Annotated in this window: 38 protein-coding genes; 5 read left to right on the top strand and 33 right to left on the bottom strand. The window is 33.7% G+C overall.

Features of this window, described 5'->3' with window-relative positions; genetic code table 11:
* Window positions 1-4 precede the first annotated feature (4 nt).
* The 9 genes from FYJ58_RS07360 to FYJ58_RS07320 all read right to left on the bottom strand — a co-directional run bounded on the left by FYJ58_RS07360 (window position 5) and on the right by FYJ58_RS07320 (window position 3486).
* Entirely contained in the window at window positions 5-175 is a 171-nt protein-coding gene (locus tag FYJ58_RS07360) for a hypothetical protein (RefSeq protein WP_154519096.1), read from the bottom strand.
* 79 nt (window positions 176-254) lie between these two features.
* Window positions 255-443 carry a hypothetical protein gene (locus FYJ58_RS07355; protein WP_154519095.1) on the bottom strand — a complete coding sequence of 63 codons (189 nt, stop codon included), beginning with the start codon at window positions 441-443 and terminating at the stop codon, window positions 255-257.
* Window positions 444-446: 3 nt separating this feature from the next.
* Window positions 447-899, bottom strand: a complete 453-nt coding sequence (locus FYJ58_RS07350) for a hypothetical protein (RefSeq protein ID WP_154519094.1) — start codon at window positions 897-899, stop codon at window positions 447-449.
* Window positions 900-915: 16 nt separating this feature from the next.
* A complete protein-coding gene (locus FYJ58_RS07345; RefSeq protein WP_154519093.1) occupies window positions 916-1293 on the bottom strand; it encodes a hypothetical protein in 378 nt (125 codons plus the stop codon).
* Window positions 1290-1505: a hypothetical protein gene (locus tag FYJ58_RS07340; RefSeq protein ID WP_154519092.1), complete on the bottom strand. Its 216-nt coding sequence runs from the start codon at window positions 1503-1505 to the stop codon at window positions 1290-1292. Before FYJ58_RS07340 ends, FYJ58_RS07345 begins: the two co-directional genes overlap by 4 nt.
* A 4-nt stretch (window positions 1506-1509) precedes the next feature.
* Complete coding sequence (locus tag FYJ58_RS07335; protein ID WP_205839194.1) at window positions 1510-1758, bottom strand: LexA family protein; 249 nt, start codon at window positions 1756-1758, stop codon at window positions 1510-1512.
* Window positions 1759-1765: 7 nt separating this feature from the next.
* Window positions 1766-2236, bottom strand: a complete 471-nt coding sequence (locus FYJ58_RS07330; RefSeq protein ID WP_154519090.1) for a hypothetical protein — start codon at window positions 2234-2236, stop codon at window positions 1766-1768.
* Between the two features lie 89 nt (window positions 2237-2325).
* Window positions 2326-2529: a hypothetical protein gene (locus FYJ58_RS07325; protein WP_154519089.1), complete on the bottom strand. Its 204-nt coding sequence runs from the start codon at window positions 2527-2529 to the stop codon at window positions 2326-2328.
* An 81-nt stretch (window positions 2530-2610) separates the two neighbouring features.
* Window positions 2611-3486 carry a tyrosine-type recombinase/integrase gene (locus FYJ58_RS07320; protein ID WP_154519088.1) on the bottom strand — a complete coding sequence of 292 codons (876 nt, stop codon included), beginning with the start codon at window positions 3484-3486 and terminating at the stop codon, window positions 2611-2613.
* 222 nt (window positions 3487-3708) lie between these two features.
* Between FYJ58_RS07320 and FYJ58_RS07315 the strand changes: the two genes are divergently transcribed.
* Window positions 3709-3849: a hypothetical protein gene (locus FYJ58_RS07315; protein ID WP_154519087.1), complete on the top strand. Its 141-nt coding sequence runs from the start codon at window positions 3709-3711 to the stop codon at window positions 3847-3849.
* Window positions 3850-4236: 387 nt separating this feature from the next.
* Here the strand turns inward: FYJ58_RS07315 and FYJ58_RS07310 are convergent, their stop codons facing one another.
* The 9 genes from FYJ58_RS07310 to FYJ58_RS07275 form a co-directional block, all read right to left on the bottom strand.
* Window positions 4237-4659: a hypothetical protein gene (locus FYJ58_RS07310; RefSeq protein WP_154519086.1), complete on the bottom strand. Its 423-nt coding sequence runs from the start codon at window positions 4657-4659 to the stop codon at window positions 4237-4239.
* 60 nt (window positions 4660-4719) lie between these two features.
* Window positions 4720-5322, bottom strand: coding sequence for an HNH endonuclease (locus tag FYJ58_RS07305; RefSeq protein ID WP_205839193.1), 603 nt, complete (start codon window positions 5320-5322; stop codon window positions 4720-4722).
* A 55-nt stretch (window positions 5323-5377) separates the two neighbouring features.
* Complete coding sequence (locus FYJ58_RS14730) at window positions 5378-5686, bottom strand: hypothetical protein (RefSeq protein ID WP_205839192.1); 309 nt, start codon at window positions 5684-5686, stop codon at window positions 5378-5380.
* 21 nt (window positions 5687-5707) lie between these two features.
* Entirely contained in the window at window positions 5708-5941 is a 234-nt protein-coding gene (locus tag FYJ58_RS07300) for a hypothetical protein (RefSeq protein WP_154519084.1), read from the bottom strand.
* A gap of 20 nt (window positions 5942-5961) precedes the next feature.
* Window positions 5962-6522 carry an ECF-type sigma factor gene (locus FYJ58_RS07295; RefSeq protein ID WP_154519083.1) on the bottom strand — a complete coding sequence of 187 codons (561 nt, stop codon included), beginning with the start codon at window positions 6520-6522 and terminating at the stop codon, window positions 5962-5964.
* A gap of 12 nt (window positions 6523-6534) precedes the next feature.
* Window positions 6535-7140: an ECF-type sigma factor gene (locus FYJ58_RS07290; RefSeq protein ID WP_154519082.1), complete on the bottom strand. Its 606-nt coding sequence runs from the start codon at window positions 7138-7140 to the stop codon at window positions 6535-6537.
* Between the two features lie 70 nt (window positions 7141-7210).
* Window positions 7211-7609: a hypothetical protein gene (locus tag FYJ58_RS07285; protein WP_154519081.1), complete on the bottom strand. Its 399-nt coding sequence runs from the start codon at window positions 7607-7609 to the stop codon at window positions 7211-7213.
* Between the two features lie 113 nt (window positions 7610-7722).
* Window positions 7723-7872 carry a hypothetical protein gene (locus tag FYJ58_RS07280; protein WP_154519080.1) on the bottom strand — a complete coding sequence of 50 codons (150 nt, stop codon included), beginning with the start codon at window positions 7870-7872 and terminating at the stop codon, window positions 7723-7725.
* Between the two features lie 123 nt (window positions 7873-7995).
* Entirely contained in the window at window positions 7996-8289 is a 294-nt protein-coding gene (locus FYJ58_RS07275; RefSeq protein WP_154519079.1) for a hypothetical protein, read from the bottom strand.
* A 298-nt stretch (window positions 8290-8587) separates the two neighbouring features.
* On the opposite strand from FYJ58_RS07275, the gene FYJ58_RS07270 reads away from it, so the two are divergent.
* The 3 genes from FYJ58_RS07270 to FYJ58_RS07260 all read left to right on the top strand — a co-directional run bounded on the left by FYJ58_RS07270 (window position 8588) and on the right by FYJ58_RS07260 (window position 9715).
* The gene (locus FYJ58_RS07270) at window positions 8588-8797 is read left to right on the top strand and encodes a hypothetical protein (RefSeq protein ID WP_154519078.1); all 210 of its coding nucleotides are present in this window, start codon (window positions 8588-8590) and stop codon (window positions 8795-8797) included.
* 62 nt (window positions 8798-8859) lie between these two features.
* On the top strand, window positions 8860-9375 hold the full coding sequence (locus FYJ58_RS07265) for a J domain-containing protein (protein ID WP_154519077.1): 516 nt from the start codon (window positions 8860-8862) through the stop codon (window positions 9373-9375).
* Between the two features lie 58 nt (window positions 9376-9433).
* Window positions 9434-9715, top strand: coding sequence for a hypothetical protein (locus tag FYJ58_RS07260; RefSeq protein ID WP_154519076.1), 282 nt, complete (start codon window positions 9434-9436; stop codon window positions 9713-9715).
* A gap of 592 nt (window positions 9716-10307) precedes the next feature.
* On the opposite strand, the gene FYJ58_RS07255 is transcribed toward FYJ58_RS07260, so the two are convergent.
* On the bottom strand, window positions 10308-11204 hold the full coding sequence (locus FYJ58_RS07255) for a double zinc ribbon domain-containing protein (protein WP_205839191.1): 897 nt from the start codon (window positions 11202-11204) through the stop codon (window positions 10308-10310).
* A gap of 130 nt (window positions 11205-11334) precedes the next feature.
* Here FYJ58_RS07255 and FYJ58_RS07250 point away from each other — a divergent pair, with 130 nt between their 5' ends.
* Entirely contained in the window at window positions 11335-11535 is a 201-nt protein-coding gene (locus FYJ58_RS07250) for a helix-turn-helix domain-containing protein (RefSeq protein WP_154519074.1), read from the top strand.
* 137 nt (window positions 11536-11672) lie between these two features.
* On the opposite strand, the gene FYJ58_RS07245 is transcribed toward FYJ58_RS07250, so the two are convergent.
* From FYJ58_RS07245 to FYJ58_RS15435, 14 genes are all read right to left on the bottom strand, one after another.
* The gene (locus tag FYJ58_RS07245) at window positions 11673-12047 is read right to left on the bottom strand and encodes a hypothetical protein (RefSeq protein WP_154519073.1); all 375 of its coding nucleotides are present in this window, start codon (window positions 12045-12047) and stop codon (window positions 11673-11675) included.
* A gap of 12 nt (window positions 12048-12059) precedes the next feature.
* Window positions 12060-12254, bottom strand: a complete 195-nt coding sequence (locus tag FYJ58_RS07240) for a hypothetical protein (RefSeq protein ID WP_154519072.1) — start codon at window positions 12252-12254, stop codon at window positions 12060-12062.
* A gap of 27 nt (window positions 12255-12281) precedes the next feature.
* Window positions 12282-13295, bottom strand: a complete 1014-nt coding sequence (locus tag FYJ58_RS07235; protein ID WP_154519071.1) for a hypothetical protein — start codon at window positions 13293-13295, stop codon at window positions 12282-12284.
* Window positions 13296-13401: 106 nt separating this feature from the next.
* Complete coding sequence (locus FYJ58_RS07230; RefSeq protein WP_154519070.1) at window positions 13402-15309, bottom strand: hypothetical protein; 1908 nt, start codon at window positions 15307-15309, stop codon at window positions 13402-13404.
* A gap of 339 nt (window positions 15310-15648) precedes the next feature.
* Entirely contained in the window at window positions 15649-15825 is a 177-nt protein-coding gene (locus FYJ58_RS07225) for a hypothetical protein (RefSeq protein ID WP_154519069.1), read from the bottom strand.
* Complete coding sequence (locus FYJ58_RS07220; protein ID WP_154519068.1) at window positions 15822-16277, bottom strand: GNAT family N-acetyltransferase; 456 nt, start codon at window positions 16275-16277, stop codon at window positions 15822-15824. Before FYJ58_RS07220 ends, FYJ58_RS07225 begins: the two co-directional genes overlap by 4 nt.
* Complete coding sequence (locus tag FYJ58_RS07215; RefSeq protein ID WP_154519067.1) at window positions 16277-16489, bottom strand: hypothetical protein; 213 nt, start codon at window positions 16487-16489, stop codon at window positions 16277-16279. Before FYJ58_RS07215 ends, FYJ58_RS07220 begins: the two co-directional genes overlap by 1 nt.
* Window positions 16473-16709, bottom strand: a complete 237-nt coding sequence (locus FYJ58_RS07210) for a hypothetical protein (protein ID WP_154519066.1) — start codon at window positions 16707-16709, stop codon at window positions 16473-16475. Before FYJ58_RS07210 ends, FYJ58_RS07215 begins: the two co-directional genes overlap by 17 nt.
* Before the next feature lie 44 nt (window positions 16710-16753).
* Window positions 16754-17191, bottom strand: coding sequence for a hypothetical protein (locus tag FYJ58_RS07205; protein ID WP_154519065.1), 438 nt, complete (start codon window positions 17189-17191; stop codon window positions 16754-16756).
* Between the two features lie 4 nt (window positions 17192-17195).
* Window positions 17196-17420: a cold-shock protein gene (locus tag FYJ58_RS07200; RefSeq protein WP_154519064.1), complete on the bottom strand. Its 225-nt coding sequence runs from the start codon at window positions 17418-17420 to the stop codon at window positions 17196-17198.
* A gap of 10 nt (window positions 17421-17430) precedes the next feature.
* On the bottom strand, window positions 17431-17883 hold the full coding sequence (locus FYJ58_RS07195) for an HU family DNA-binding protein (RefSeq protein WP_154519063.1): 453 nt from the start codon (window positions 17881-17883) through the stop codon (window positions 17431-17433).
* A 587-nt stretch (window positions 17884-18470) separates the two neighbouring features.
* Window positions 18471-19685, bottom strand: coding sequence for a site-specific integrase (locus tag FYJ58_RS07190; RefSeq protein WP_154519062.1), 1215 nt, complete (start codon window positions 19683-19685; stop codon window positions 18471-18473).
* A 107-nt stretch (window positions 19686-19792) separates the two neighbouring features.
* Entirely contained in the window at window positions 19793-20047 is a 255-nt protein-coding gene (locus FYJ58_RS07185) for an excisionase (protein WP_235912582.1), read from the bottom strand.
* Between the two features lie 425 nt (window positions 20048-20472).
* Window positions 20473-20550 carry a helix-turn-helix domain-containing protein gene (locus FYJ58_RS15435; RefSeq protein ID WP_331464175.1) on the bottom strand — a complete coding sequence of 26 codons (78 nt, stop codon included), beginning with the start codon at window positions 20548-20550 and terminating at the stop codon, window positions 20473-20475.
* Between the last annotated feature and the right edge of the window lie 119 nt (window positions 20551-20669).

Here is a 20669-nt window from a genome sequence, read left to right as displayed (position 1 = left end):
TTACTCAATGCCCCTTCCTCTTAAATAAATATCCTTCGGCAGCAGAATAAAAAACATCCTCAAACTTTTCTAATTGTTTTGGTGTCAGATTATCTTTTAAAGTGTCTTTACAGTTATTACACGCTTCTTTTTTAATTCTGTTACTCTCAATAATATCTTCCATTGTAATTGCCATGTTTATTACCTCTTTATATAAGTAATGCCCTTTTTATGTTCTGTTTTCCCCATCTGTAGGAAAATTTTTCAAAAAAAGTTTACTCATACTTTTCATTCCTCCGAATCTTTTCTAAGCGTTCTTTTTTCTGATTCTTATATCTCATTCTACAGCGTGGCTTATATTTATCACAATGCTGACAATAATGTGCGTGATCCGCTTTTCTTCCTTTTTTGCACAATCCGGCACATACATAATATAAGCATGGTGTTTGTCTGTCTGCTGCCATCTACTATTCCTCCTTACATACTTTATCTTCCTTTATTGTGTTGTACTTCGATTGAATAATCTTAATTTCATTTTCTACAGATTCTTTAATTTCCATATTTAGAATATCGCAACATTCTTGTGCTTCTTCTATTGTAGAAAAACAATAACGCTCTGGACGTTTTCTCTTATGCTTTTTTGCATTATTAAGAGTATAGGCAATAGATTGTTTTTTATCTGTACCGATAGAAATTTTCATAGAACCAACTGTCATAGGTTCTTCATCTACTTGCCACATCTTGCCATGTGTAAATACATTCCCAGAACCATGACAATAAGTACATTTGACTTTATATCCTTTATGTAAAAATGCTCCGTCTCCATTACAAATAGGGCAGGTAAATCCGATTGACCTATTCCAGATTGTATATACCTTTTCACCGATTCCAAATTTTGAATTTACATTTATTTCTTGCATATATTTATTCCTCCAATCAATTTAATTTTCCACCAACTACAGTTAATAGCAAATCAGGGCTATTGCCTTCAAAAGCAATTCTATAACTCTTGTTATTTCCATAAGAATATATTCCAAAAACAATTCTTTCCGATAAATTTATAAAAATATGAGAATCCCACTCAAATATACTGATTCTGTTTTCACCATCCTCATTTTTTACAAGAATATCTGCGTTCATAGCAGAAATATAAATATCTCCATGTACATAAAGAATATTCTTATTAGTAAATGGATGGATATTTACTCGCTTTCCATCAATTATTTTTGCAAATTCTTCTATAGTCAATTCCTTTAATTCATCTGTAGGTACTTTCATCAATTCAAAAATGCACATATCTGAATAGTCTTTCAAATCACTTTATCCCTCACTTTCCTAAATACACTAATAACAGATTCAATAGTCCAGTTATCCCAACCGCACAACCAAACCAGCACATCATTTTCCTTTTTAGTCAGTTCTACATCATGGGAAAATTCACGATTGAGCATATCAATCCGCTTTCTCTCCGATTCATAAAACAAATCATTGACATTGCGTGTTTCCTTATCAGGCTGAATAATCATATAATCACCCAACTTTCACAAAATCATATCCTACAAGGCTGATTGCTCTTGTTTTATTAGCTTTCATATGTATTTTTCCCATTCGTTCTAATACCATAAGATGATTGTAAACACTAGAAGTCGATTTTAAATCTGTTCCATCACAGATTTCTCTAACGCTTGGTGCATAACCATTCTTTGTAATAAAATCAACGAGAAAATCATATACTCTTTGTCTTGACTTGATTCCTTGCTTTTCTAATCCTTTATCCATGTTCCTCCTATTCCAACTGCTTATAATGCTTATAGTCCTTATCAACAATCCATCCATTATGTTCAAAATCTCCAATAGCAATAAGCATAGCAGTTTCCGGTTTATTTGTTTTAATTATTACTTCCCTTTCAACTTTTCCATTATTGTGTGCCATGCTGATAGGAACTATATATTTATTCTCTCTTTCAATTCCATATTCAGCGTCAATATCATCCATAATATCAATTAGATTCTGTCTGGCAGTCTTGAAAAAGAACAACTCACCATTCGCCATTACTGGTTTTCCAAGTTCACAATGTTTCTGAATTTTATCCATCATCTGTTTAATACCAGCTTCAAGTCCATTTTGAAAACCTAAATCAAATATATCTTGTAACCTCTTGTCGTTTTCGGTTCTCTCTACTTCCCCACAAGGCTCAAGTTTAACAAATCCTTCATTATTCATTGCTTTCTGTAATTTCTCCATATACTTATCCATGTTTAACCCTCTTCTTTCCTTATAATTATGTGCAAATAATCAATACTGCTGCCACAATGCAACCTATAATCATTTGTGCTATTGTGGATTTAGTAATTGGCTTTGGTTCTTCGTGCATTGGTTGTTACCTCCTGACTTCTATATAATCCGATGGTCTTATTCCAAACTTCTTGTACTGTAGGTCTGTGTCTTAATTCACCAAAATACAAAACTGTCTTTCCATCCGATAATTCATAGAATTTGTCCGTGATTACAATTTTATATCCTTCTCTGTAATGTACTGTTCTTTTCATTCTCACCATCCTTTTCTTATGTGTCTCTGTATATTAAATACCCTTTTTTAAATTGATTTTTCCCACCTACAGATATAAATTTTATAATAATTCCGCACGTTCTTTTATCTTCTTCATAGATGGATTGGTGTACTTCATTGTTGTATGAATATTTGAATGCCCGGCTAACATTGCAACTTCTGAAATGGTATATCCAGCTTCTAAAGCTGAACTACAGAAATAATGTCTAAGGCTATGAGGTGAGATTGGTTTATCCTTATCTCTAAATTCCCAAAATACCTTATTTATGGCTGTACGGTCTAATGGTTTTCCATTTGCATTATAGAAAAGTAACTCTGTTTCTTCCTTATTATAATGTCGTTTGTATTCATTGATTGCATCAATCACTTTACTATTCATAATGACAATGCGTTGTTTCTCTCCTTTTCCATCAGTAACACGGATTTCACCAGTAATAGTTGACACATCTGTTTTCTTTAATCTAAGCACTTCACTGATCCGCAAGCCTGTGTACATCATAACTGTAACAATGGCATAATTCCGTAAAGCATGAGTACCTTCAGATTGAAGAATCCTTTGTCTGAATGCTTCTATATCTTCCTTTGTTATTTCCGCAGGATTGATTGCGTTCTCTTGAATCTTTATATAATCCGATTTGGATATAACAATATTGTCTGGTTGCATTAACTCATTGTATTTTGCCAAAGCTGATAATTTAGCATTGATTGTCTTTCCATCCAGATTATGATTGTCTTTTCCTATACGCTTGATGTTCTTCAAGTAGTTTTTGTATTCTTGAATGTTTGAGCGATACAGACCTTTAAACTCTGTATTCCCGAAACTATCAGCGAACCATTGAAAATATTCTTGCATATGTGCTTTATAGGATTTGATTGTATTTGTAGATTTTCCTTCCAGTTTCAATTTTTCTATGAACTCATTCAGATATTTTTCCATTCAGCCAACCTCCAAAATAAATTATGTGGCGATATTTTCCGCTAGAATAAATATAAATTATGTGGCGAAATAATATTCCTTCTACAATATAAATGCCCTTTTTGGCTACATAATTGCCCTTATGTGGCGAAAATAATTTGATGATTTTTCACTCTGAATATTGTATATTTTCCATTTGCAAGGTATCATATATATGTAAATTGAATGATTGGAGGTATCTCATTGAAAATATTAGAAAAGATTTTAGATTACATGATTTCACAAAAGAAAAAGAAACTGCGACAATTAGAAATGCAATGCATTCAGGACAACTACAAATTAGTAATGCTCCAACATGAAAATTCCAAACGGCAGCAGTCATAAATGAGGTATTTCTTCTATATATAATATATAGTGGATTTACCTCTTTTTGATTGAACATCTGTTCTGTATATGTTATAATGTGATTGTGTAATTGAAAAGAAAGTAGGATGTGATTTTCCGATGTTAGATGCCCTCTAGTACAAAAGGAGGGTGATGCCCTATGATAAGTTTAGGTGATGTACTTACGCTTTTACTGGTAATCTTTGCGGCTCTGTCTTACATAGACAATCATAATAACAAAAAGAAATAGCATCCCTACCGCCTAAAGTTTGGATGCTATTCTTGTAATCGTATTTAATACTGAGGGCAATCGGAAACTTCAATTCCGAATACCTTTCTAAGTAGATTATACAATGGGGTGCTTGATTTTTCAAGTACCCTTTTTAATTAGTCTGAAATTTGTTTCTTGCTCTTTGTTACTTCTAAAACCTCTGGTGTATCTTCCACATACTCCATAATATCATCAGGCTGTATCAATATAGAAGGATTTCCCTCTTTCTCTCGAATTAGATTAGTTAGCCATCTGCATATTTCATCAAAAGTCCTGCTGTCAATCGTTCTGTTTACATATGGATGATTGACTTCTTTCCCTTTAGAGTTTATGATCTTCGGTGTTTCTGCTGATTCCAATAACTGTTTATTGATTTCCTCTAAAGTGATTCCATAACAGAATGATGAATCTCTACCCTTACGATATGTGTTGAATAACTTTAATTTTCTTAATGTTTCATTTCCGATATATGGTTTTAAATCGACCTGTTTTATATTGTATTTATCGAATAATGCGAACAACTTTGAATATAAAAGCATCTGATTCGCTCCCTCCGTTTTTGTATATAATTATATCATCTGATTTGCACTAAGGCAAGGTTATTTTGATTGCGTGAATGATGATAATAATTTATGTACTATCTTCCATTTTAGATTATGGCTGTTTTGTCGTTCCATCTGGTACATAAAAATGTCTGTGATTCTCTCATAGAAATCTGTAGGTAAAATATTTCCCTTGAATAAATTGCATGGGTAGCAGGTGCAAGATAAATTTTCCACATCATCATCACCGCCCATACTCAACGGATTTACATGGTCAAGGGTCATATCATCAAGTAAAATTTTTCTACCGCATAACTCACAACGTCCACCAGCTTTAATGTATATTAGTTTCCTTACATCGTCAGAATAGGATTTACGCTTTATTTTTCCGTTTTTGTCTCTCTTTACCATAGACATAGATATTTTATTTTTTCGTATCTCGTCCAGTTCTTCATGCGTCATCCACTTCCATAATATCTTTTGTGTTAGAGTATCAAAGACATAATAGTTTTTAGTCTGTCCTTCTGCCTTTTTCATTCCCTTTATTGCATCTGCTACAGTAGGGAATTGATAAGCAAGGTTTATATCAGATACTTTTTTTGTTGCTCCTGTGCTTGTGTACCATATATAATAATTTCCATTTGTTATAACGATTGCCATAATATACCTTCTTTCCATTTGAGGACTGCTATATTTCAAGCAGTCCAAACTATTACTATCTTTCATCAGGGAAGCATACTGTTGTTGCATTATCTCCGGCATTCTCTGAAATTCTATTTGTAATAATCCAAATCTTTCCTTTACAAGTCTTATAAGCTGCAAGCAAGTACAAATCATCAGGATATTGTAAAGCGTCCTCGTTTGCTTGTTTATCTTCTGCATCCAGATTTCCCCAATCTTTGACAGCATATCTCTGTAAACACAAATTCACTTCCATAGCAAATTTTTTATTTTCCATCATGGTTTGATTGATTCCATTTGTAACAACTAACTTTCCCATATTGAAAAATTTTGAAGTAATCATTATTCATTCCATCCTTTCCTATTAAAACAATCCACACATACAAGCCAATCTGTAAAACGGATTTCTTGCAACTCTACATCTGCGGTCAGCTTCTTCCCTGGCTTTCTTTTCCAATCTATCCATATATGCAAGCTGATTATCCATTTCTGTATATTCCACCATTTGAGAAGGTGTTAATGCGTTGTATGGTGTTTTCAAGTTTCTATCTATTATCTGGTTTCCATCTGCGGTATCAATGATTCTAAAGTTAAACATAATATTTTCCACCTTTCCAATTATCCTAATAGCCTTTGTTCATCCATTACATCAGCTACAACACTTTTGATTTTTCCAAACTGCTTATATACTCGCTTTGGCTTGATTCCGTTGTTGTCTGCTATCTCTTTGAGTGAGTAGCCTTCCAACTTGTCAAAGAAAATCCGTTGTTGTTCCATTGTTAAAATGCTTTCTATCTGCTTTATAGTTTCCTCATACTCCAATGATGAAGAATTTTCCATACTGTTTATTGACTTTCCAATATAAGCATCCACTTCATCAAAACTAATATCAGCACCAGCTTCAGAACTTCTTTTTAATGCTTTTTGTTCTCTGAAATGTCTGTATATAGCACGTTTCATATACATATAGGAAAATGCTTCAAAGTTGCATTTATTCTGTAAATCTTCACTATTCAAGTAAATTTCCACAGATAACAGAAAATCAAAAACTACAATATCAAAAAATTCTTCTGCATCCAGTTTTGACCGCTTCAAAAAGTCAGTGATTAGATGATATTTTTCCTCTGCAAATTTCCGTTCTGTTGGTGTTAGCGGTCTTATTCGTTGCTTATTTTTCATGTGACCACCTCCCTACATTGAGAGGTAGTCAGTAACAACGCTCTGCAATTTTTCCAACTGTACCTTTAATGTTGTGTAGCTGATGCAAAGTTCTTTTCCGATTTCCTTCTTGTTGTAACCTTCAAGAAGCATTTCAAAAATTCTACCTTGCACATCATCCAAACCAACTAAAATTTCCGCTAACATATATTTATCAAGTACAACTTTTTCCGTCTGCTGATTGCGGTCAATCCATAAATCATCAAGTGTATGCTCCGAAAATGGATTATCACCCTCTACCATAAAATCCAGACTAAGGATTCCACCATCAGGCATCCGCTTTTGTCTTGTCATGGCTCTATTGTGGTTATAAACTGCCTTTGACAACATAAGATTGCAAACATGCCAAAATTTATAGTTGGCTCTCAAATCTTCCCTAACGTGATATTTTTTTACTGCCTGTAAATATGGAATGATTAGAATGTCGTACCATTCCTCTTGATTCATATGATAAAAATTCATAAACTCAAATAATTTCTTGTAATTTTCCCAATCTGCTGCGAACTCTCTTTCTTCGTCCGTGAGTGGTCTATCTGTATAGGTCTGCTTTTGACCTCTTTTCCATGTTCTTTCTTCCATGATTAGCACCTCCGTATATTTTTCAATGGGTAGGGATTCCGAAGAACCCCCAACCCAAAAATCCAACTGATTAAAAGAAACTGTCTACCAACTTTTTCAGTACCAACTTTTTCAAGTAGCTGTTATCCTCGTCATTGATTTCCACCTCAAACGGATCATAAAACTCAACGTGGATTTCCTCGCCCTGCTCATTCTCAATCCAAAGGATGATTGCAACCGAATATTTAACCTTGCCATTATCCAAATCCATGTGAAGTGCTACATCTCTGTAAAGTGTGTACTGTGACAAGTCAATTTCTGGATGTTCTTTATTGACTGTTTCTGTGAAGTGCTTTTCGCTCTTTTCGTACTCTCTGCGGATGTTCTCTGACATCTTCTCAATCGGAATATATAAACCGATAGTTGTATCGCATAATGCGATTTCGCTGATTGCTACGTTACCAATGTTCTTAAAATTTTTGTTTCTCATAGGGATTACCTACCTTTCTATAAAATATATTTGATTGATTATTCCGGCTATTGATTAGCCGAGTGAGCGTGTAGGGAATCGAACCCTACAAAAACCATTCGCCCAGCCTTTGATTAGTTGCTTTTCTTCTTCGGCTTGTCCTCATACCATTTGATTTGACCGCCTTTAAAGTTGGTTTTCGGCTGGTATATGGTGGACTTGCCGACCTTTTCAATTACTCCGTTTTTGCTCTGTACTGCAAATTGAACTGTTTGTGTCTGCATCAGTTTTTTACCTCCTTGATTAGTTGCTATCCTCTGCCTTTTTCATACACGACTTGGAACGGTCAACGGTTGCATTATAGCTTTTAGGCTTTGGGTGGATTGCTCCACCCTCTGCCCTTTTGCCTAGTCTTTAATTAGTCCGAATAAAAATCTTGTGCCAGGCTTTCCCTCTTTTGTGAATTGTTTGAAAAGTTTAGGATGCTTTTCAGCAAATGCCTTTGTATCAAAAAGCGTTCTGCCCTTTGTGGCTTTGTTGCTAAAGTGGTAAATATCAACATCCATTTCATTAACTTTCTTTCGCTCAAGTTCCTTTTTAAGTTCTGCCTGAATTTGCTTTTGCTTCAATTCTCTTTCTTCAATTTCTGCTGTGATTTTCTGGTACTCTTTGCATTTTGCAATTAGTTCTTTGTTAGTCATAACAACCGACCTCCTATATATATTTGATTGATTTTTCAATTGTTGGAACTTCACCGCTTCGGCATTGCTCTGTTCAACTGTTGAGATTATTATAACCTAGCTTTAGGGTATTTTCAATATATAAAATAACCAAACATTAGGGTTTTCTTTTGTGCAATCTTACCCTAGTATTAGGTTATTATGCACAGCAAATATACCCTATCTTTAGGATATTTGTACATTGAAATTACCCTAGAGTTTGGTTATAATATACTTAACAAATCAATCAAATATAAAAATTTTTAAGGAGGTTTTCACTGTGAGAACAACAAGAAAAGTATTAGAAGCAAAGGTAAACAATTACAACAATATTTCAAATGTAAAGTTAAAACTTAATGATGATGTAGTCGGAGCAATCAACCTTTACACAGAGGACAACAACAGAATCGCAACCGCTACAAATAAAGAAATGTTTTTAATATTGGATGCTTTAATCAATATAAAAGCATTGGAGAATTGCAACAGATAACAACATTATAAAGGCGGTAACTTGAACGGCTACCGCCTACAATAGAAAAGAGGTTTTGACTTATGACATACTTTAGAAATGTAAATACATTGGAAGAATTAAGAAAGCAATACAAAGAACTTTTAAAACAGTTTCACCCAGACAACCCAAATGGATCAACCGAAGCAACGCAAGCAATCAATGCAGAATATGACAGACTTTTCAAGGTTTTAAAGGATAAACACGAAAGCAAGCAGACAAACACAGACAGCGAAAACGGGAAAACTGATTTTAATAAGAAATATTATGACTTTGCAGAAGATAAAGCACTTAGAGAGATGCTCAACAAGATAATCGGCTTTAATGGTGTAAAGATTGAAATTATAGGCAACTGGATTTGGTGCTTTGATAGTTACGGATATAGAAAAGAATTAAAAGAACTTGGTTTTAAGTACGCAGGACAGAAAAAAGCGTGGTACTACCACACAGAAGCATTCAGGAAAAAAGGACGTAAAGCATTATCAATGGACGATATACGGAACTACTACGGAAGCACAGAAGTTAAGACAGAAGAAAAGAAACTTTTGAAACAAGCGTAAATATAAAAGGGTGTAGGCTCACCGCTTGCACCCTACCACAAAGAAAAGGAGATAAACTATGTCTAATAAAAGTTTATATGAAAGTATATTTGATGATACGGAAGATATACAACTTATTAAATGTTTTGATAGTTGTGTACTTGAATATTGGATTGACGATTGCCGTGTACAAGTCGAAAAAATGAAAGATGAAAATAATCACATTAATATTGAAATATGCATAAGTGGTTATGATAAAGACGGAAATAATGTGTTTGGTAATGCTGACTTTAGTAAAGAATGGAAAGAAAAGAATATTTACAACCAAGCGATTTATAAAAAATTTTTGAAATGGTGGTAAAAAATAAGGCTAAGAGTTCAACGCTCATAGCCTTTCTTTTATGGTCTTATTTATGGACTTTTTGCACGTTCTACGGCTCAAAATCGGCTTGTAATGGCTCGTTTGGTAGTTGGTTAGGGTATCGGCTAAAAGTCGCAAAACAACGGGCAGAACGTGGCTATTTTATAGCAATATGGTAGCAGTCGGCAAGGATGGAGCAACACAACGACCGAGGGTAGTTTACATTTTAATCAAAACGCTTTATTCTGGTAAAGCCCCCATCTGATGTACTTCCACGCCACGAAAAAATCTGAATCGACCCGAACCATAGGGGGGTATGTTCCCATTTCTAGCATTTTAAGTACCTAATATATACACCTATACCCCAAAAAATTTGAGTAAAAAATAGGGACTCGCCAATTTTGACGAATCCCCTCACCTTATCAATTATACATATCAATTACTACTAGATAATCAATAGATTTTTATTCAATTTGGCTCTTAAATTACATCACTGATACTTTTATCATTAAGTATAAAATAAAGCCGATTTGGCATGAAATTCTCTTATAAATATAATAGATATGAACATAATTCACTCAATTATATATCTTTACTCAATAATCTTAATAGTTGAATATGAATCATTTTTTATGATTGTTTTTATTCTGCTCAAATCAACATTTCCAACTTGCTCAAGATTATCTTTATATAAATTTATTAATCCGCAAATAGCAAGTTCTTCTTTGTCATCTTCATCAATGTCATCTTCATTTAATGAGTCGCAACTTCCCATATATTTATAAACTCCATCAGAATATAAAAATAAGGAATATCCAGTTGTATTGCCTCCGAATCCGTTCTGCCCACCTCTATGCATTACACATATTGGTTCATCTCCTGCTAATTTGACAAGGTCTTCCATTGCTGTCTTTTTTGTCTCATCTACATCAGCTTTATATCCATCATAAAATACAACTTCATAAACCTGTAATGAATCTGGATTTTTCAAATACTGTCTAATATTAGTAATACATTCATAAACTCTTGATTCCCATTTAATTTGTTCTAATATGGTATCGACATCTTCATATCCTGAAATATCATGTAATAGTTTATTAGCATCTTCATATTTGCCCTTTTCCAGAAGTTCAACGGCTTCATTATATGTGTTTTTAGGTTTCACTATTTTTACATTATAGACAATGAAACCAATTACAATAACAACGACTGTTGCTACAATAGGAATAATAATCTTTTTCTGATTCTTTTTCGTATTTTTTTCTTTTACTGTAACAGATTCCTCAATTATTTTATTTGGTTCTTTTTCTTCTTCAAAAGGACATCCACAATGCACACATTCAGTTACATCAATCGGATTTTCTTTTCCACATTCATTACAAATCTTTATATCTGCTTTTTCCTCAATTATTACATTCCCACAATGTACACACTTCTTTGCTTTGTTACTTATCTCTTGTCCACACTCGGGACACTTAATCATAGCCATAATAATTCCCCCAATCTCTAATAAGTCTTTAGTACTATACAAATCCATTATAGTCATTTTTCTGACCATAGTCAAGTATAAGACTACAACATAACATTAATACTATAGAAATAGGAGGAGGCATGGTGGAATGATTGATTATAAACCATTTTGGAATACACTTAAAAATTCCAAAGAAACAACATACACATTAATAAACATTCATCATGTTTCAAGTGCAACTATTGATAAATTGCGTAAAAACAGACCTATGAACACAACTACACTTAATGACCTATGTCGCATACTTAACTGTGAACTTCAAGACATTGCTCAATATATCCCCATCTGATACAGACCAGCCTTTATAGGGGGTGGGGAAAACATCGAAAACCTAAAGTCCCTGTTCAGCAGCAGGGGTACTTGTAAAAAATCGTAAAAAAAATAGGCATACCAGATAAATTAATATCCGATATGCCTATAATCCAATTAATCAAAATAACTCTTATTCCGTTCTCTGCTGATAGTTTCCTTTGCCTTGTCTAAATACTTTCTATTTCTATCAACAAAAGCATTTGCCTCTCTACGTTCCCTATTCTCTACATCTGAAACAATACGTTGTAAATTTCTTGCGTTCTCTGTATTCTCTTTTTCACGTTTCAGGCGGTTATTTTTAGCGGTATTAAGCACCTGTGAAACATTACCATAATATTTATCAGTTTCTTCCTGTGCGATATCTCTTCCTTTAACTGAATCAAGAAGATTTCCGTATCTGTCCTGTTCTGTAACTCCACCATTAGACGCTAATTTCTTTGCTTCTCTTTCCATGCTATTCTTCAATAATTCATTTAATAAATCTGACATAATAACTCCCCCCTATCTGTAAAAGTCTCTTTCAACATCTGCCTGTGCCATTCTATGCGCATTTCTAATCTGTGTATCACTGATATTCTCATTAGTGATATGTGCAATCGCTTCATCAATAGCACACTGTTTATAAATCTTGTCATGTTTTTCTTCAGCAGCTACATCATTTAATGCCTGCTGTACCCACATTTCATAATCTGTCATTGTGTTTGATTCCCTCCAATCTATTATTTAATATGGTTCAACTTCATAATCAATCAAAGCATCATATATTTCTACAGGCAGATAATCCATATATTTATCAGCCATCATTATGATGTATGCTTCCTTATGTTTCTTATAATCTGCAAATGCCTCTTCTGGTGTATTCCTATATCTCAATTTTTTCGGTCTTACTTTTTCAATATCGCCTCTTAATGCTTTGTCCATTGTTATTTCGGCATAATATTTATCTCTTCCCTCATCATATCTGACACCATATGGCAATTCCTCATTGTGTAAACGATTATATTTTGCATTGTAATGTTTCTTGCTATTGGATAACATGACATTCAATGTCAACGGCAACCAACATATTTTACCAGGTGCATATTCCTTATTGCCTTTACAGAGTAAATCTTTGTCAATAACCATCTGTTCACCATCGCACTCATACAGAATTGATTCCAAATATTCCATACAAAGCTCTGGGTCATCTTCCCACGGCTTATACATTGTTGCATCTGCATATTGTGGATAATATTTCTTAGTTTCCTCGTCATGCGTCCTCTTATACATCATGTTATATGCTATTCTTACTTTTTGATTACCTTTATATAAATAGTCAATGTATTCCTGTCTATCTAAATATTTCTCAATGTTCTCTACTCCATTTTTAACGGCATACAGTTCTTTAGAATCAAGATATACGAGATTCTTATAATAATTATTCTCTTTGTTACCATCAACAAAGTATATGTGATCTTTTCCCTTTGGCTTAACAAGAAAATGTTCTGCAACTAAATCTTTAATATATGTATCTTTTGGGATTCTTTCACCACCCACATAATAACTTGTCAATGTGAGATGTACATTGCCTGTCTTATACATATAGAAATTGTCTTTACCTTTAAGGTTATTTACTGTTCTTCCATGATTTGAAATCCAATAATTGTGCGTATTATGCACTTTTACAAATATTTCATCTTTTGCTACTGGTTCAAATCCAGCCTTAGCTATATTCAAAAACTCATTTTTATTTGTCATTCTTTAAAATCTCCTTATTTTCAAGCATAATAAAAGAGACAGCGTGAATAACTCATACTGTCTCAATCGTGTTAATTGGTAACATTTGGGGTAGGCATATAACAGTTTAAAAATCCTCGCTTTCAATAATAATGCAAGGATAACCATTACCCTCAATACCATATTTTTCTTTCAACTCTTTATTAAGTTTTACCTTCTTCAATCCGTAAGAATCCAATATTTCTTGAATTGATTTCTTCCATTGTGTACCGATAGCACCATTAATATTTACGTCTCGTTCAAATATGTAACCCTGTTCTTTAATGGTATTAAGCACTACAGAAGCAATTTCACCAGTAAGATAATCTGATTTTGCAGATGTTCCCTGCCTATTCTCATATTTATACTGTGGAAATACTCTGTCTGCTGTTTCTATGCCAAAAGTACGCAAAATATATTCTCTGCTAAGACCTTTAAGGGATATGTTATTTTCAATCAGAGTACCGGCTATCTTTTCACTATTCTCTAACGTAGTAAATCCATACTCTTCTATCTGATAGAAATTAACTATCTTCTTAAAACCATATTTCGCACTAATATGTTTTGCTTTATTTAATTCATCCTCTGGAATGCAATTCAATTCAACTTTATTCAACATATTCAGAAGTGCAAATAATGTAACGGACTGTGATATTTTTGTCTTGTCTTTTTTCTCACAAATTTTCATAAGACTATTTAAACTTGCAAAGAAAAGAGGTTTCCCGTCATATTGCAATCCATCATTAATATGCTTTGTCATGTGCATAAGAATTTTCTGAATATCAGTTTTTCTTGTACGAATTAATCTATTAATCTGTGGGAATGTTTCTTTGAACTCTTCACTATCCAGATATAAGGCAGAATCAATCATAAGCTGTCTTTGTTGTTCTACCCATTCAGAAGGTTTATAGTCGATTTTATATACCTTTTTTATGAAATTGATTGCTTCACTTCTTCGACAATGAGCTAATTGCTCCGTAATAGAAATGATTGTTCTTGCTTGATTACATCCAAAACACTTATATATTTGTGTTCCATCATCTGTAATATAAATATGTGCAGATGGTTTGTTATCTTCATGTGTTGGTAATATACAACAGAATGTACCATTAGGTACACCTAAATATTCTTGCAAATCTAAAGAATTGATATACTGGTACATCTCTGCTTCAGATTGGAATTGATAAACTCCATCTACAATCCTTTCGTCTACCTCATCATCAAGGGATTGAGTGAATACTAATAAAGAATATCTTCTTCTATCAGTATTCAGTAAGTCCTCATTTATGCCTAAACGCTCTTGTAACAAGGCAACATTTAGTGTACTGATTGCGTCTGTATTATCAGTAAATGCAAGATATTCTTTATGTTTACCATTAGATTTTGAGGATGCAGCAGGCTTATTTTTCTTCTTAGATTTTGGATTTGCATTAGAAATATACTGTTCAAAATTATCATTCCAGTATTTTTCAATAATGGATTCAGCGTTAATTCTTGCTTCATAATCAGGATGTAACACAACTTGTCCTTTACCGCCAAAGAACATCCTATCACGATTAAAACATCTTTCATCAATTCCACCGATAACACCCATAAGAGTTGCTTGTAGTTTGTCTCTGATATTCCCATCTGCAATGATACTGTTATTGCAGAAAATCATACGAAATTTGTGATGTTCTTCTTTATGTGAGAATGTCGTGTACATAAAACAAGGTGTAATCCCAAGCGAAATAACCTTGTTATACGCTTCTTCTATTCTGATTCCATCGTCAAAATCTAAACCAAAAAACTGTTGCTGATACCAATTTTCAGCCTTATTGCCACCTACTAAAACTCCCGGCTTAAATGATGCTCCGTGGCATAAAGCATCTGCCAAATTCTCAATCGTAATATCCGTTTGAGTTAAACTTTTCTGTACCCAGCCACATTGTTTTCCTTGTGGTTTTTCTGTGAATCTATGGTCAAAGTACATACATTTAATTTTATTGTCATTCATTGAACCTCCTTTTTATTAACCAGAGATTCAAGAAAATTGTCATACATAACAAAATTCTTCAAAATACCATTACTAATCTTGTTAAGTGGCAGATTGAAAATGTTAAGTTTTTTGCATGACAAATAGCCAAGAGAATTTTTCCCTCGGCTTATAAATCTATTAACTTATAGGGATTTTTTCACGTAATTCTACGGAAAGCATCGTGCAGAATTGCACTATAAAAATCTCACTCGCCAAAAATGGACAGTGAGATAATTAGATTTATTCTTGAATCCTGATGTCGGCTTTCTTTTACTTCCTGCCGACTAGGAAATATCCTACACTTTAACGGACTTATTTTTAAGTCGGTTGGGTAGTAGTCTTGCCAAATGTTACTTCAAATTTAACTGTGTCTTTTTCTTTATCTTCTAATTTAATTCCTAATGCTTCTCTCAATTCTTTTGGCATATCACGATAATACATTTCGTCTAATTCTTCCATCGAATATATAACATGACTGTTAGGGCATACAATCATTTTATATTTTTCTCCTTATATTCTTCAACAGCACTTTTGTTAATTTTATATCTTCTGATCTTCATAGTCTTACACTCTTTAATTGAAACCATTTCTCCAAATTTATCATAGAAATTATTATTATCTGCTCCATCTTTACATTCAGCATAAGCATCAAGGTCTAAAACAGATGTAATCAGAACAATATGTTGCAAAAGTGATATTGCTAAACCTCTATTTCTATACTCTTCATCCACGCATAATTTTGTGATTCTAATTTCTGGATGCCGTTTCATAATCTTATATCCACACATTGCAATTAATCGACCATTATTGCGTATACAAAAGAATGTTCCATCATCAATCAACTTATTTATTGTATTACGGAATGGAATACCAAGTACATCTCCTTGTTTCTTCCATAATGCTAAAATATCTGGCATATCTTCTTGTGCTAATCTGCAAATAGTCACTATTTTACCTTCTTTCTCTTAGGACACCATTTAGGACTTGTTTTCGATGGATGATCTACACCTAAATAACCAATGAATGTTCCCCATTCAGAAGAATTAGCATCCTCATAGCATTTATATTCTTTAGTATTAGACCACGGCAATTGTGTATATTTGCATTTATCATAATCACTACAATGTGGTACTCTGTATCTCTTAGTATTCTCCGTCAAAATCTGTTTCCTTTCTATACGGACATTCTCTATCAAGTTTTGCTATCACCATTGCATTTCTCTGTCGTCTGGAATCTTCTTCGATTTCATCAATGGCAACTTCTAAATGTCTATTGACGATTTTTGATAATTCATCAATATCTTTAATTCCTCCGTACAAATTCAATAATCTGCTGATATTCTTTTCATCAAGGATAACAACTTTATCTTTTAATTCCACTTATATATTCCTCCAATCAAAAAAAGAGTGTTTACATTTCTGCATCACACTCTTACTGAAAATCCTTTACTTTTCAAATATGCAATCGCTGATTTTAGCAGACTGCCATTGTTAATAGTGTTATCCATTGTGTCATCCCACACATGGGGTTTATGACTTACTGACAAGCCTCCATGATAGCCGGTGTTCGCCCAGGTAGCCACTTGAAATCCCGTAGCGTTTACATAATCATCCATGCTCTCATAATCAATATACACGGATGCTACACACCTATTTCCTTTCATTTTTGCTTCTGTCTTTACTGCTGAACGCAGGAAATCTTCTGTTCTTTGATAGCTTTGAGGTGTCCAACCTGTGTAATATTCATTTAAAAAATAATTCAATGTTTTATAAACTTCATCTGCTAATTGATTTACTAATCCCATCATTGTAGGTTGTAATGCCTTTGCTAATTCATCCATATTGCTAATATGTATTGCCATATACTTATTTCCTCCCTGTCATATGTTCTGGTGCTTCTATTACATTTATAATCGCTGCATTATTCTTTCTTCTTCTTGTTTTGAAATTCACGAAATAAACATAACATCCAGTTTCAACATATTCACCGTTTAAGTCTTTCTTATGCAAAAAATATTGTTCTCCATCCGTTATACATTGAATAAATCCATATCCTCTTTCGTTAAAATATTTTGTAACCACTCCATACATTTTACACTAATCATTCCTCCTCATAATTTTCATTACATTCTTTAAATTCTGCATCTTCAGGTATGAACCCTCCATTTTTAAGATATGTCATTTGTTGTTTTGAAAAAGGTAATTTTTCTAATCCATAAATGCCGTTCTCGATATTTTCTAATAATTTTTCATTCATTTTGTCATGTAGCGTATTAGTGCGTGACATTCTCATTGCTGTGTATGGTGGGTTGCCATCTGCTTTATTACAACATGGCAAAGAATAATTCTCACGGGTTTTTACTTCTGGAATAATTGTACCTACTCCTGAAATCTGAACTCTCTCACCTCTCAACAATGCACTTTGAATTTCTTCCATATACATTTTCAGAATATCGTACACGTACTCTCTTTTATAGATTTTATTGTCTGCTTTTTTTGCAATGCGACCAGCCATCTTATATGGTGATATTCCAATCTTTTTTAATTCATCCAATTTTCTGTTTTCCTCCTTAATTTTGCCAATGAAATACACATTTTAATCAATCACTAATTGTAGCCTATAAAAGGCTATTCTGACGCTCTGTGTGGCTCATACAGCCACTTTAATGTTATTGGTGTAAATTTCACATACACAAATTTGAACATAAAAATAAGCACACATACCCGTATTTCTACAAGCATATATGCTTATGCAAACATTCAAATATTCTTTTATTCATACCGATTCTCTCTATTTTGTTTGGGCTAAATAAGGGCTAAATTCTTATGCTATGTCGCTGAAACCCTTGTAAATACAACATTTTTCACACTATGTTAGTGTAGTACCGTGGCACACAAATAATATTTTAATCATGCCTTAAAAACTCCTTGAAAATGCTGATTTTCCTTGATTTTACGCCACTTTATACGGTTTGCTGTGATAGATTGTTTTCTTCGTTTTCGTCGCATATCGTGGCATAAATTCGTATATTTTGTCATCCAAATTTAGTAAAAATCTTAGTAAAACAGTTCGATTTTCTCATTTTACTAAAGACTTTTTCCACTTAGGTTATCATTTAGTTGTATCAATATTTTTAAATTTTAAGCCATTTTAGCATATTTGCCAAGTTCTTCCTTGGCATCCTCTGCTCCCAGATGCGTATATGTATTCAGGGTAACTCCTATATCAGAATGCCCCATTAAATATTGAAGTGTCTTGGGATTCATTCCACTTTTTGCCATGTTGCTGCAATAGGTATGTCTGCAAACATGAGGTGTGATCTTAGGTAATTGTTCCTTATAGATTCGATTATGTTTTGCCAATGCCCACTCAAAATGTTTTTCCCAATGCAAGGCAACTTCCGGCATATCCTTCTTATCCAAAAACAAAAATCCCTTATATCCATCAATCACAGGTTCCTTCTTGGGTTTTTTCCGATTTTCAACAATACGCTTAAAACATTCATACACTTCTTCGGTCATAGGAATGATTCTGGTTCCACTTGATGTTTTCGTATCCTCAATAACATACTTCATATCTCTGGTTCTTTGAAGCTGATGATTTACACTGATTTGCTTTTCTTCAAAATCAATATCGGAAAGTGTCAACCCACAGAACTCTGAAATACGAAGTCCGGTTTTAAAGAGGATAAACATACCATCATAGTATCGTTTGTAATGCTCATCATTCTTAATGAATTCCAAGAACTTTCTCTCTTGTTTTCTGGTTATGGCTTCTCTTGTTACACTATCGTTTACAACTACTGTACATAGTTGAAACTCGAACGGATTTTTACGAATCAAATCATCGTCTACAGCCATTTGAAAAGCAGGTCTTACCACTCCACGAACTGAATGAATGGTGCTGTATCCCCTACCATCTGCCTGAAGCTTAATCAACCATGCTTTTGCATCTGATAGTTTTACCTTATCAATCCTTAATGCTCCAAATTCCTCTTTCTTAATAATGTTAATAACAAAATTATAATTCGCAGCTGTATTATGGCGAACCCCAGTCTTCTGAGCAATATACTTTTTTACCAACTCAAGAACTGTCAAATTATCACCATAAGGAGTAATGCCATCATTTATATTCCTTAATATGACTTTTTCCTTTTCTCTAAGTGACTGGCAAGGTCTTCTTCCTACCGGAAGAGGATCTGTCGATTCCAACTTCCAACTGTAAAGAAATTTCTGTTTTCCAAAGCAGTCTGTATAAACAAATGCATATCTTCCATCCGCTCGCTGGCTTTCTCCGTTTCGTAAAACACGTCCTTTTTTATCACGTCTTTTCTGATTGCGATTTCTTTCACTCAAACGTCTTTGCTCCTTTCTACGAAGAAGCCCTAGCACGACAACCATATTATATCATACCAGGGCAACATTTACCACTTTAAAGTGATAAAGTTTCGTATTTTTCATTTCTACAAGGAAGTGGTGTGATTAAGAAATTCTTCAAATTTATGCCGATTAATCAACGATTTATTCCCAACCTGCACCGTAAAACAATAATCAGTATCAGTATTTTCAGAAATCAGCATCCTTATCTTCTTTTCACCAATTCCAAAATATTGAACAGCCTCATCAACTGTTAGCATATATTTCTCCCATATTGGAACCATCTTTCCTTTCACTTTTGCCTCTGTATTATCTATTTTCAACACCTCCATCTTTCTCATAATAGGCAGCACTTTATCCGCCCATGACAAACAGGAATCTATGCTCCTATTTCTCATCAGCAGATAACAAAAAATCCATACAGGTGGCAGGTCATTACTCTGCCCACATCGGTATCGCACCGTCATCCAAATTGACCGGATCTCAAATTTCTCTGAAATTCGGAAGTATCATTATCACAGATATGCTTCATCGCCCTGTGCAACTGCTACACATTTTGCCAAATTCTTCTCGCTCCATACCTTTGCTTCAATGTAGTGTTTCAACATTTCCTCACGTTCACTCAAAAAGAGCAGGTATCTCTTGGCGAACCTGCCTAGTGGCTCCGCATATCCTCACGTCCTGTATGCAATCAGTATTCAGTTGTCAAGGTACAGGGGGCATACGTACCGATCAGCGAATGGAAAGGGACACCGCTGACCGCCTGCTATGCAACTTCAAAAGCCAATATTTTCGTAATCAGCTTTGTTTCTAATCTGCGACGTAAAGTTTCATCAATATAAATGGTACAATATATATGTACAAAAAATCCAAAATAAAAATGTACAGATGCTATACTGTTACCATGGAGGTAAACAGTATGATTTTAAAAAGCAGCATCATTGTAGATTTAAAAATTAATTC

This window comes from Velocimicrobium porci (genome assembly GCF_009696045.1).
GTDB lineage: Bacteria > Bacillota > Clostridia > Lachnospirales > Lachnospiraceae > Velocimicrobium > Velocimicrobium porci.
This window is presented reverse-complemented; position numbering and strand designations above follow the sequence as displayed.

Excerpts from the sequence above, each read along its gene's own strand:
- FYJ58_RS07255 (WP_205839191.1), bottom strand. The coding sequence starts at position 11,204 with ATGGCTATGATTAAGTGTCCCGAGTGTGGACAAGAGATAAGTAACAAA.
- FYJ58_RS07275 (WP_154519079.1), bottom strand. The coding sequence starts at position 8,289 with ATGACTAACAAAGAACTAATTGCAAAATGCAAAGAGTACCAGAAAATC.
- FYJ58_RS07245 (WP_154519073.1), bottom strand. The coding sequence starts at position 12,047 with ATGTCAGATTTATTAAATGAATTATTGAAGAATAGCATGGAAAGAGAA.
- FYJ58_RS07235 (WP_154519071.1), bottom strand. The coding sequence starts at position 13,295 with ATGACAAATAAAAATGAGTTTTTGAATATAGCTAAGGCTGGATTTGAA.
- FYJ58_RS07355 (WP_154519095.1), bottom strand. The coding sequence starts at position 443 with ATGGCAGCAGACAGACAAACACCATGCTTATATTATGTATGTGCCGGA.
- FYJ58_RS07360 (WP_154519096.1), bottom strand. The coding sequence starts at position 175 with ATGGCAATTACAATGGAAGATATTATTGAGAGTAACAGAATTAAAAAA.
- FYJ58_RS07285 (WP_154519081.1), bottom strand. The coding sequence starts at position 7,609 with ATGAGAAACAAAAATTTTAAGAACATTGGTAACGTAGCAATCAGCGAA.
- FYJ58_RS07300 (WP_154519084.1), bottom strand. The coding sequence starts at position 5,941 with ATGTTTAACTTTAGAATCATTGATACCGCAGATGGAAACCAGATAATA.
- FYJ58_RS07350 (WP_154519094.1), bottom strand. The coding sequence starts at position 899 with ATGCAAGAAATAAATGTAAATTCAAAATTTGGAATCGGTGAAAAGGTA.
- FYJ58_RS07305 (WP_205839193.1), bottom strand. The coding sequence starts at position 5,322 with ATGGCAATCGTTATAACAAATGGAAATTATTATATATGGTACACAAGC.
- FYJ58_RS07185 (WP_235912582.1), bottom strand. The coding sequence starts at position 20,047 with ATGAGAAAGATGGAGGTGTTGAAAATAGATAATACAGAGGCAAAAGTG.
- FYJ58_RS07320 (WP_154519088.1), bottom strand. The coding sequence starts at position 3,486 with ATGGAAAAATATCTGAATGAGTTCATAGAAAAATTGAAACTGGAAGGA.
- FYJ58_RS07335 (WP_205839194.1), bottom strand. The coding sequence starts at position 1,758 with ATGGATAAAGGATTAGAAAAGCAAGGAATCAAGTCAAGACAAAGAGTA.
- FYJ58_RS07250 (WP_154519074.1), top strand. The coding sequence starts at position 11,335 with ATGATTGATTATAAACCATTTTGGAATACACTTAAAAATTCCAAAGAA.
- FYJ58_RS07330 (WP_154519090.1), bottom strand. The coding sequence starts at position 2,236 with ATGGATAAGTATATGGAGAAATTACAGAAAGCAATGAATAATGAAGGA.
- FYJ58_RS07200 (WP_154519064.1), bottom strand. The coding sequence starts at position 17,420 with ATGTATGGAGTGGTTACAAAATATTTTAACGAAAGAGGATATGGATTT.
- FYJ58_RS07225 (WP_154519069.1), bottom strand. The coding sequence starts at position 15,825 with ATGATTGTATGCCCTAACAGTCATGTTATATATTCGATGGAAGAATTA.
- FYJ58_RS07260 (WP_154519076.1), top strand. The coding sequence starts at position 9,434 with ATGTCTAATAAAAGTTTATATGAAAGTATATTTGATGATACGGAAGAT.
- FYJ58_RS07280 (WP_154519080.1), bottom strand. The coding sequence starts at position 7,872 with ATGCAGACACAAACAGTTCAATTTGCAGTACAGAGCAAAAACGGAGTA.
- FYJ58_RS14730 (WP_205839192.1), bottom strand. The coding sequence starts at position 5,686 with ATGATTACTTCAAAATTTTTCAATATGGGAAAGTTAGTTGTTACAAAT.
- FYJ58_RS07295 (WP_154519083.1), bottom strand. The coding sequence starts at position 6,522 with ATGAAAAATAAGCAACGAATAAGACCGCTAACACCAACAGAACGGAAA.
- FYJ58_RS07205 (WP_154519065.1), bottom strand. The coding sequence starts at position 17,191 with ATGGCAATACATATTAGCAATATGGATGAATTAGCAAAGGCATTACAA.
- FYJ58_RS07310 (WP_154519086.1), bottom strand. The coding sequence starts at position 4,659 with ATGCTTTTATATTCAAAGTTGTTCGCATTATTCGATAAATACAATATA.
- FYJ58_RS07325 (WP_154519089.1), bottom strand. The coding sequence starts at position 2,529 with ATGAAAAGAACAGTACATTACAGAGAAGGATATAAAATTGTAATCACG.
- FYJ58_RS07340 (WP_154519092.1), bottom strand. The coding sequence starts at position 1,505 with ATGATTATTCAGCCTGATAAGGAAACACGCAATGTCAATGATTTGTTT.
- FYJ58_RS07230 (WP_154519070.1), bottom strand. The coding sequence starts at position 15,309 with ATGAATGACAATAAAATTAAATGTATGTACTTTGACCATAGATTCACA.
- FYJ58_RS07265 (WP_154519077.1), top strand. The coding sequence starts at position 8,860 with ATGACATACTTTAGAAATGTAAATACATTGGAAGAATTAAGAAAGCAA.
- FYJ58_RS07240 (WP_154519072.1), bottom strand. The coding sequence starts at position 12,254 with ATGACAGATTATGAAATGTGGGTACAGCAGGCATTAAATGATGTAGCT.
- FYJ58_RS07290 (WP_154519082.1), bottom strand. The coding sequence starts at position 7,140 with ATGGAAGAAAGAACATGGAAAAGAGGTCAAAAGCAGACCTATACAGAT.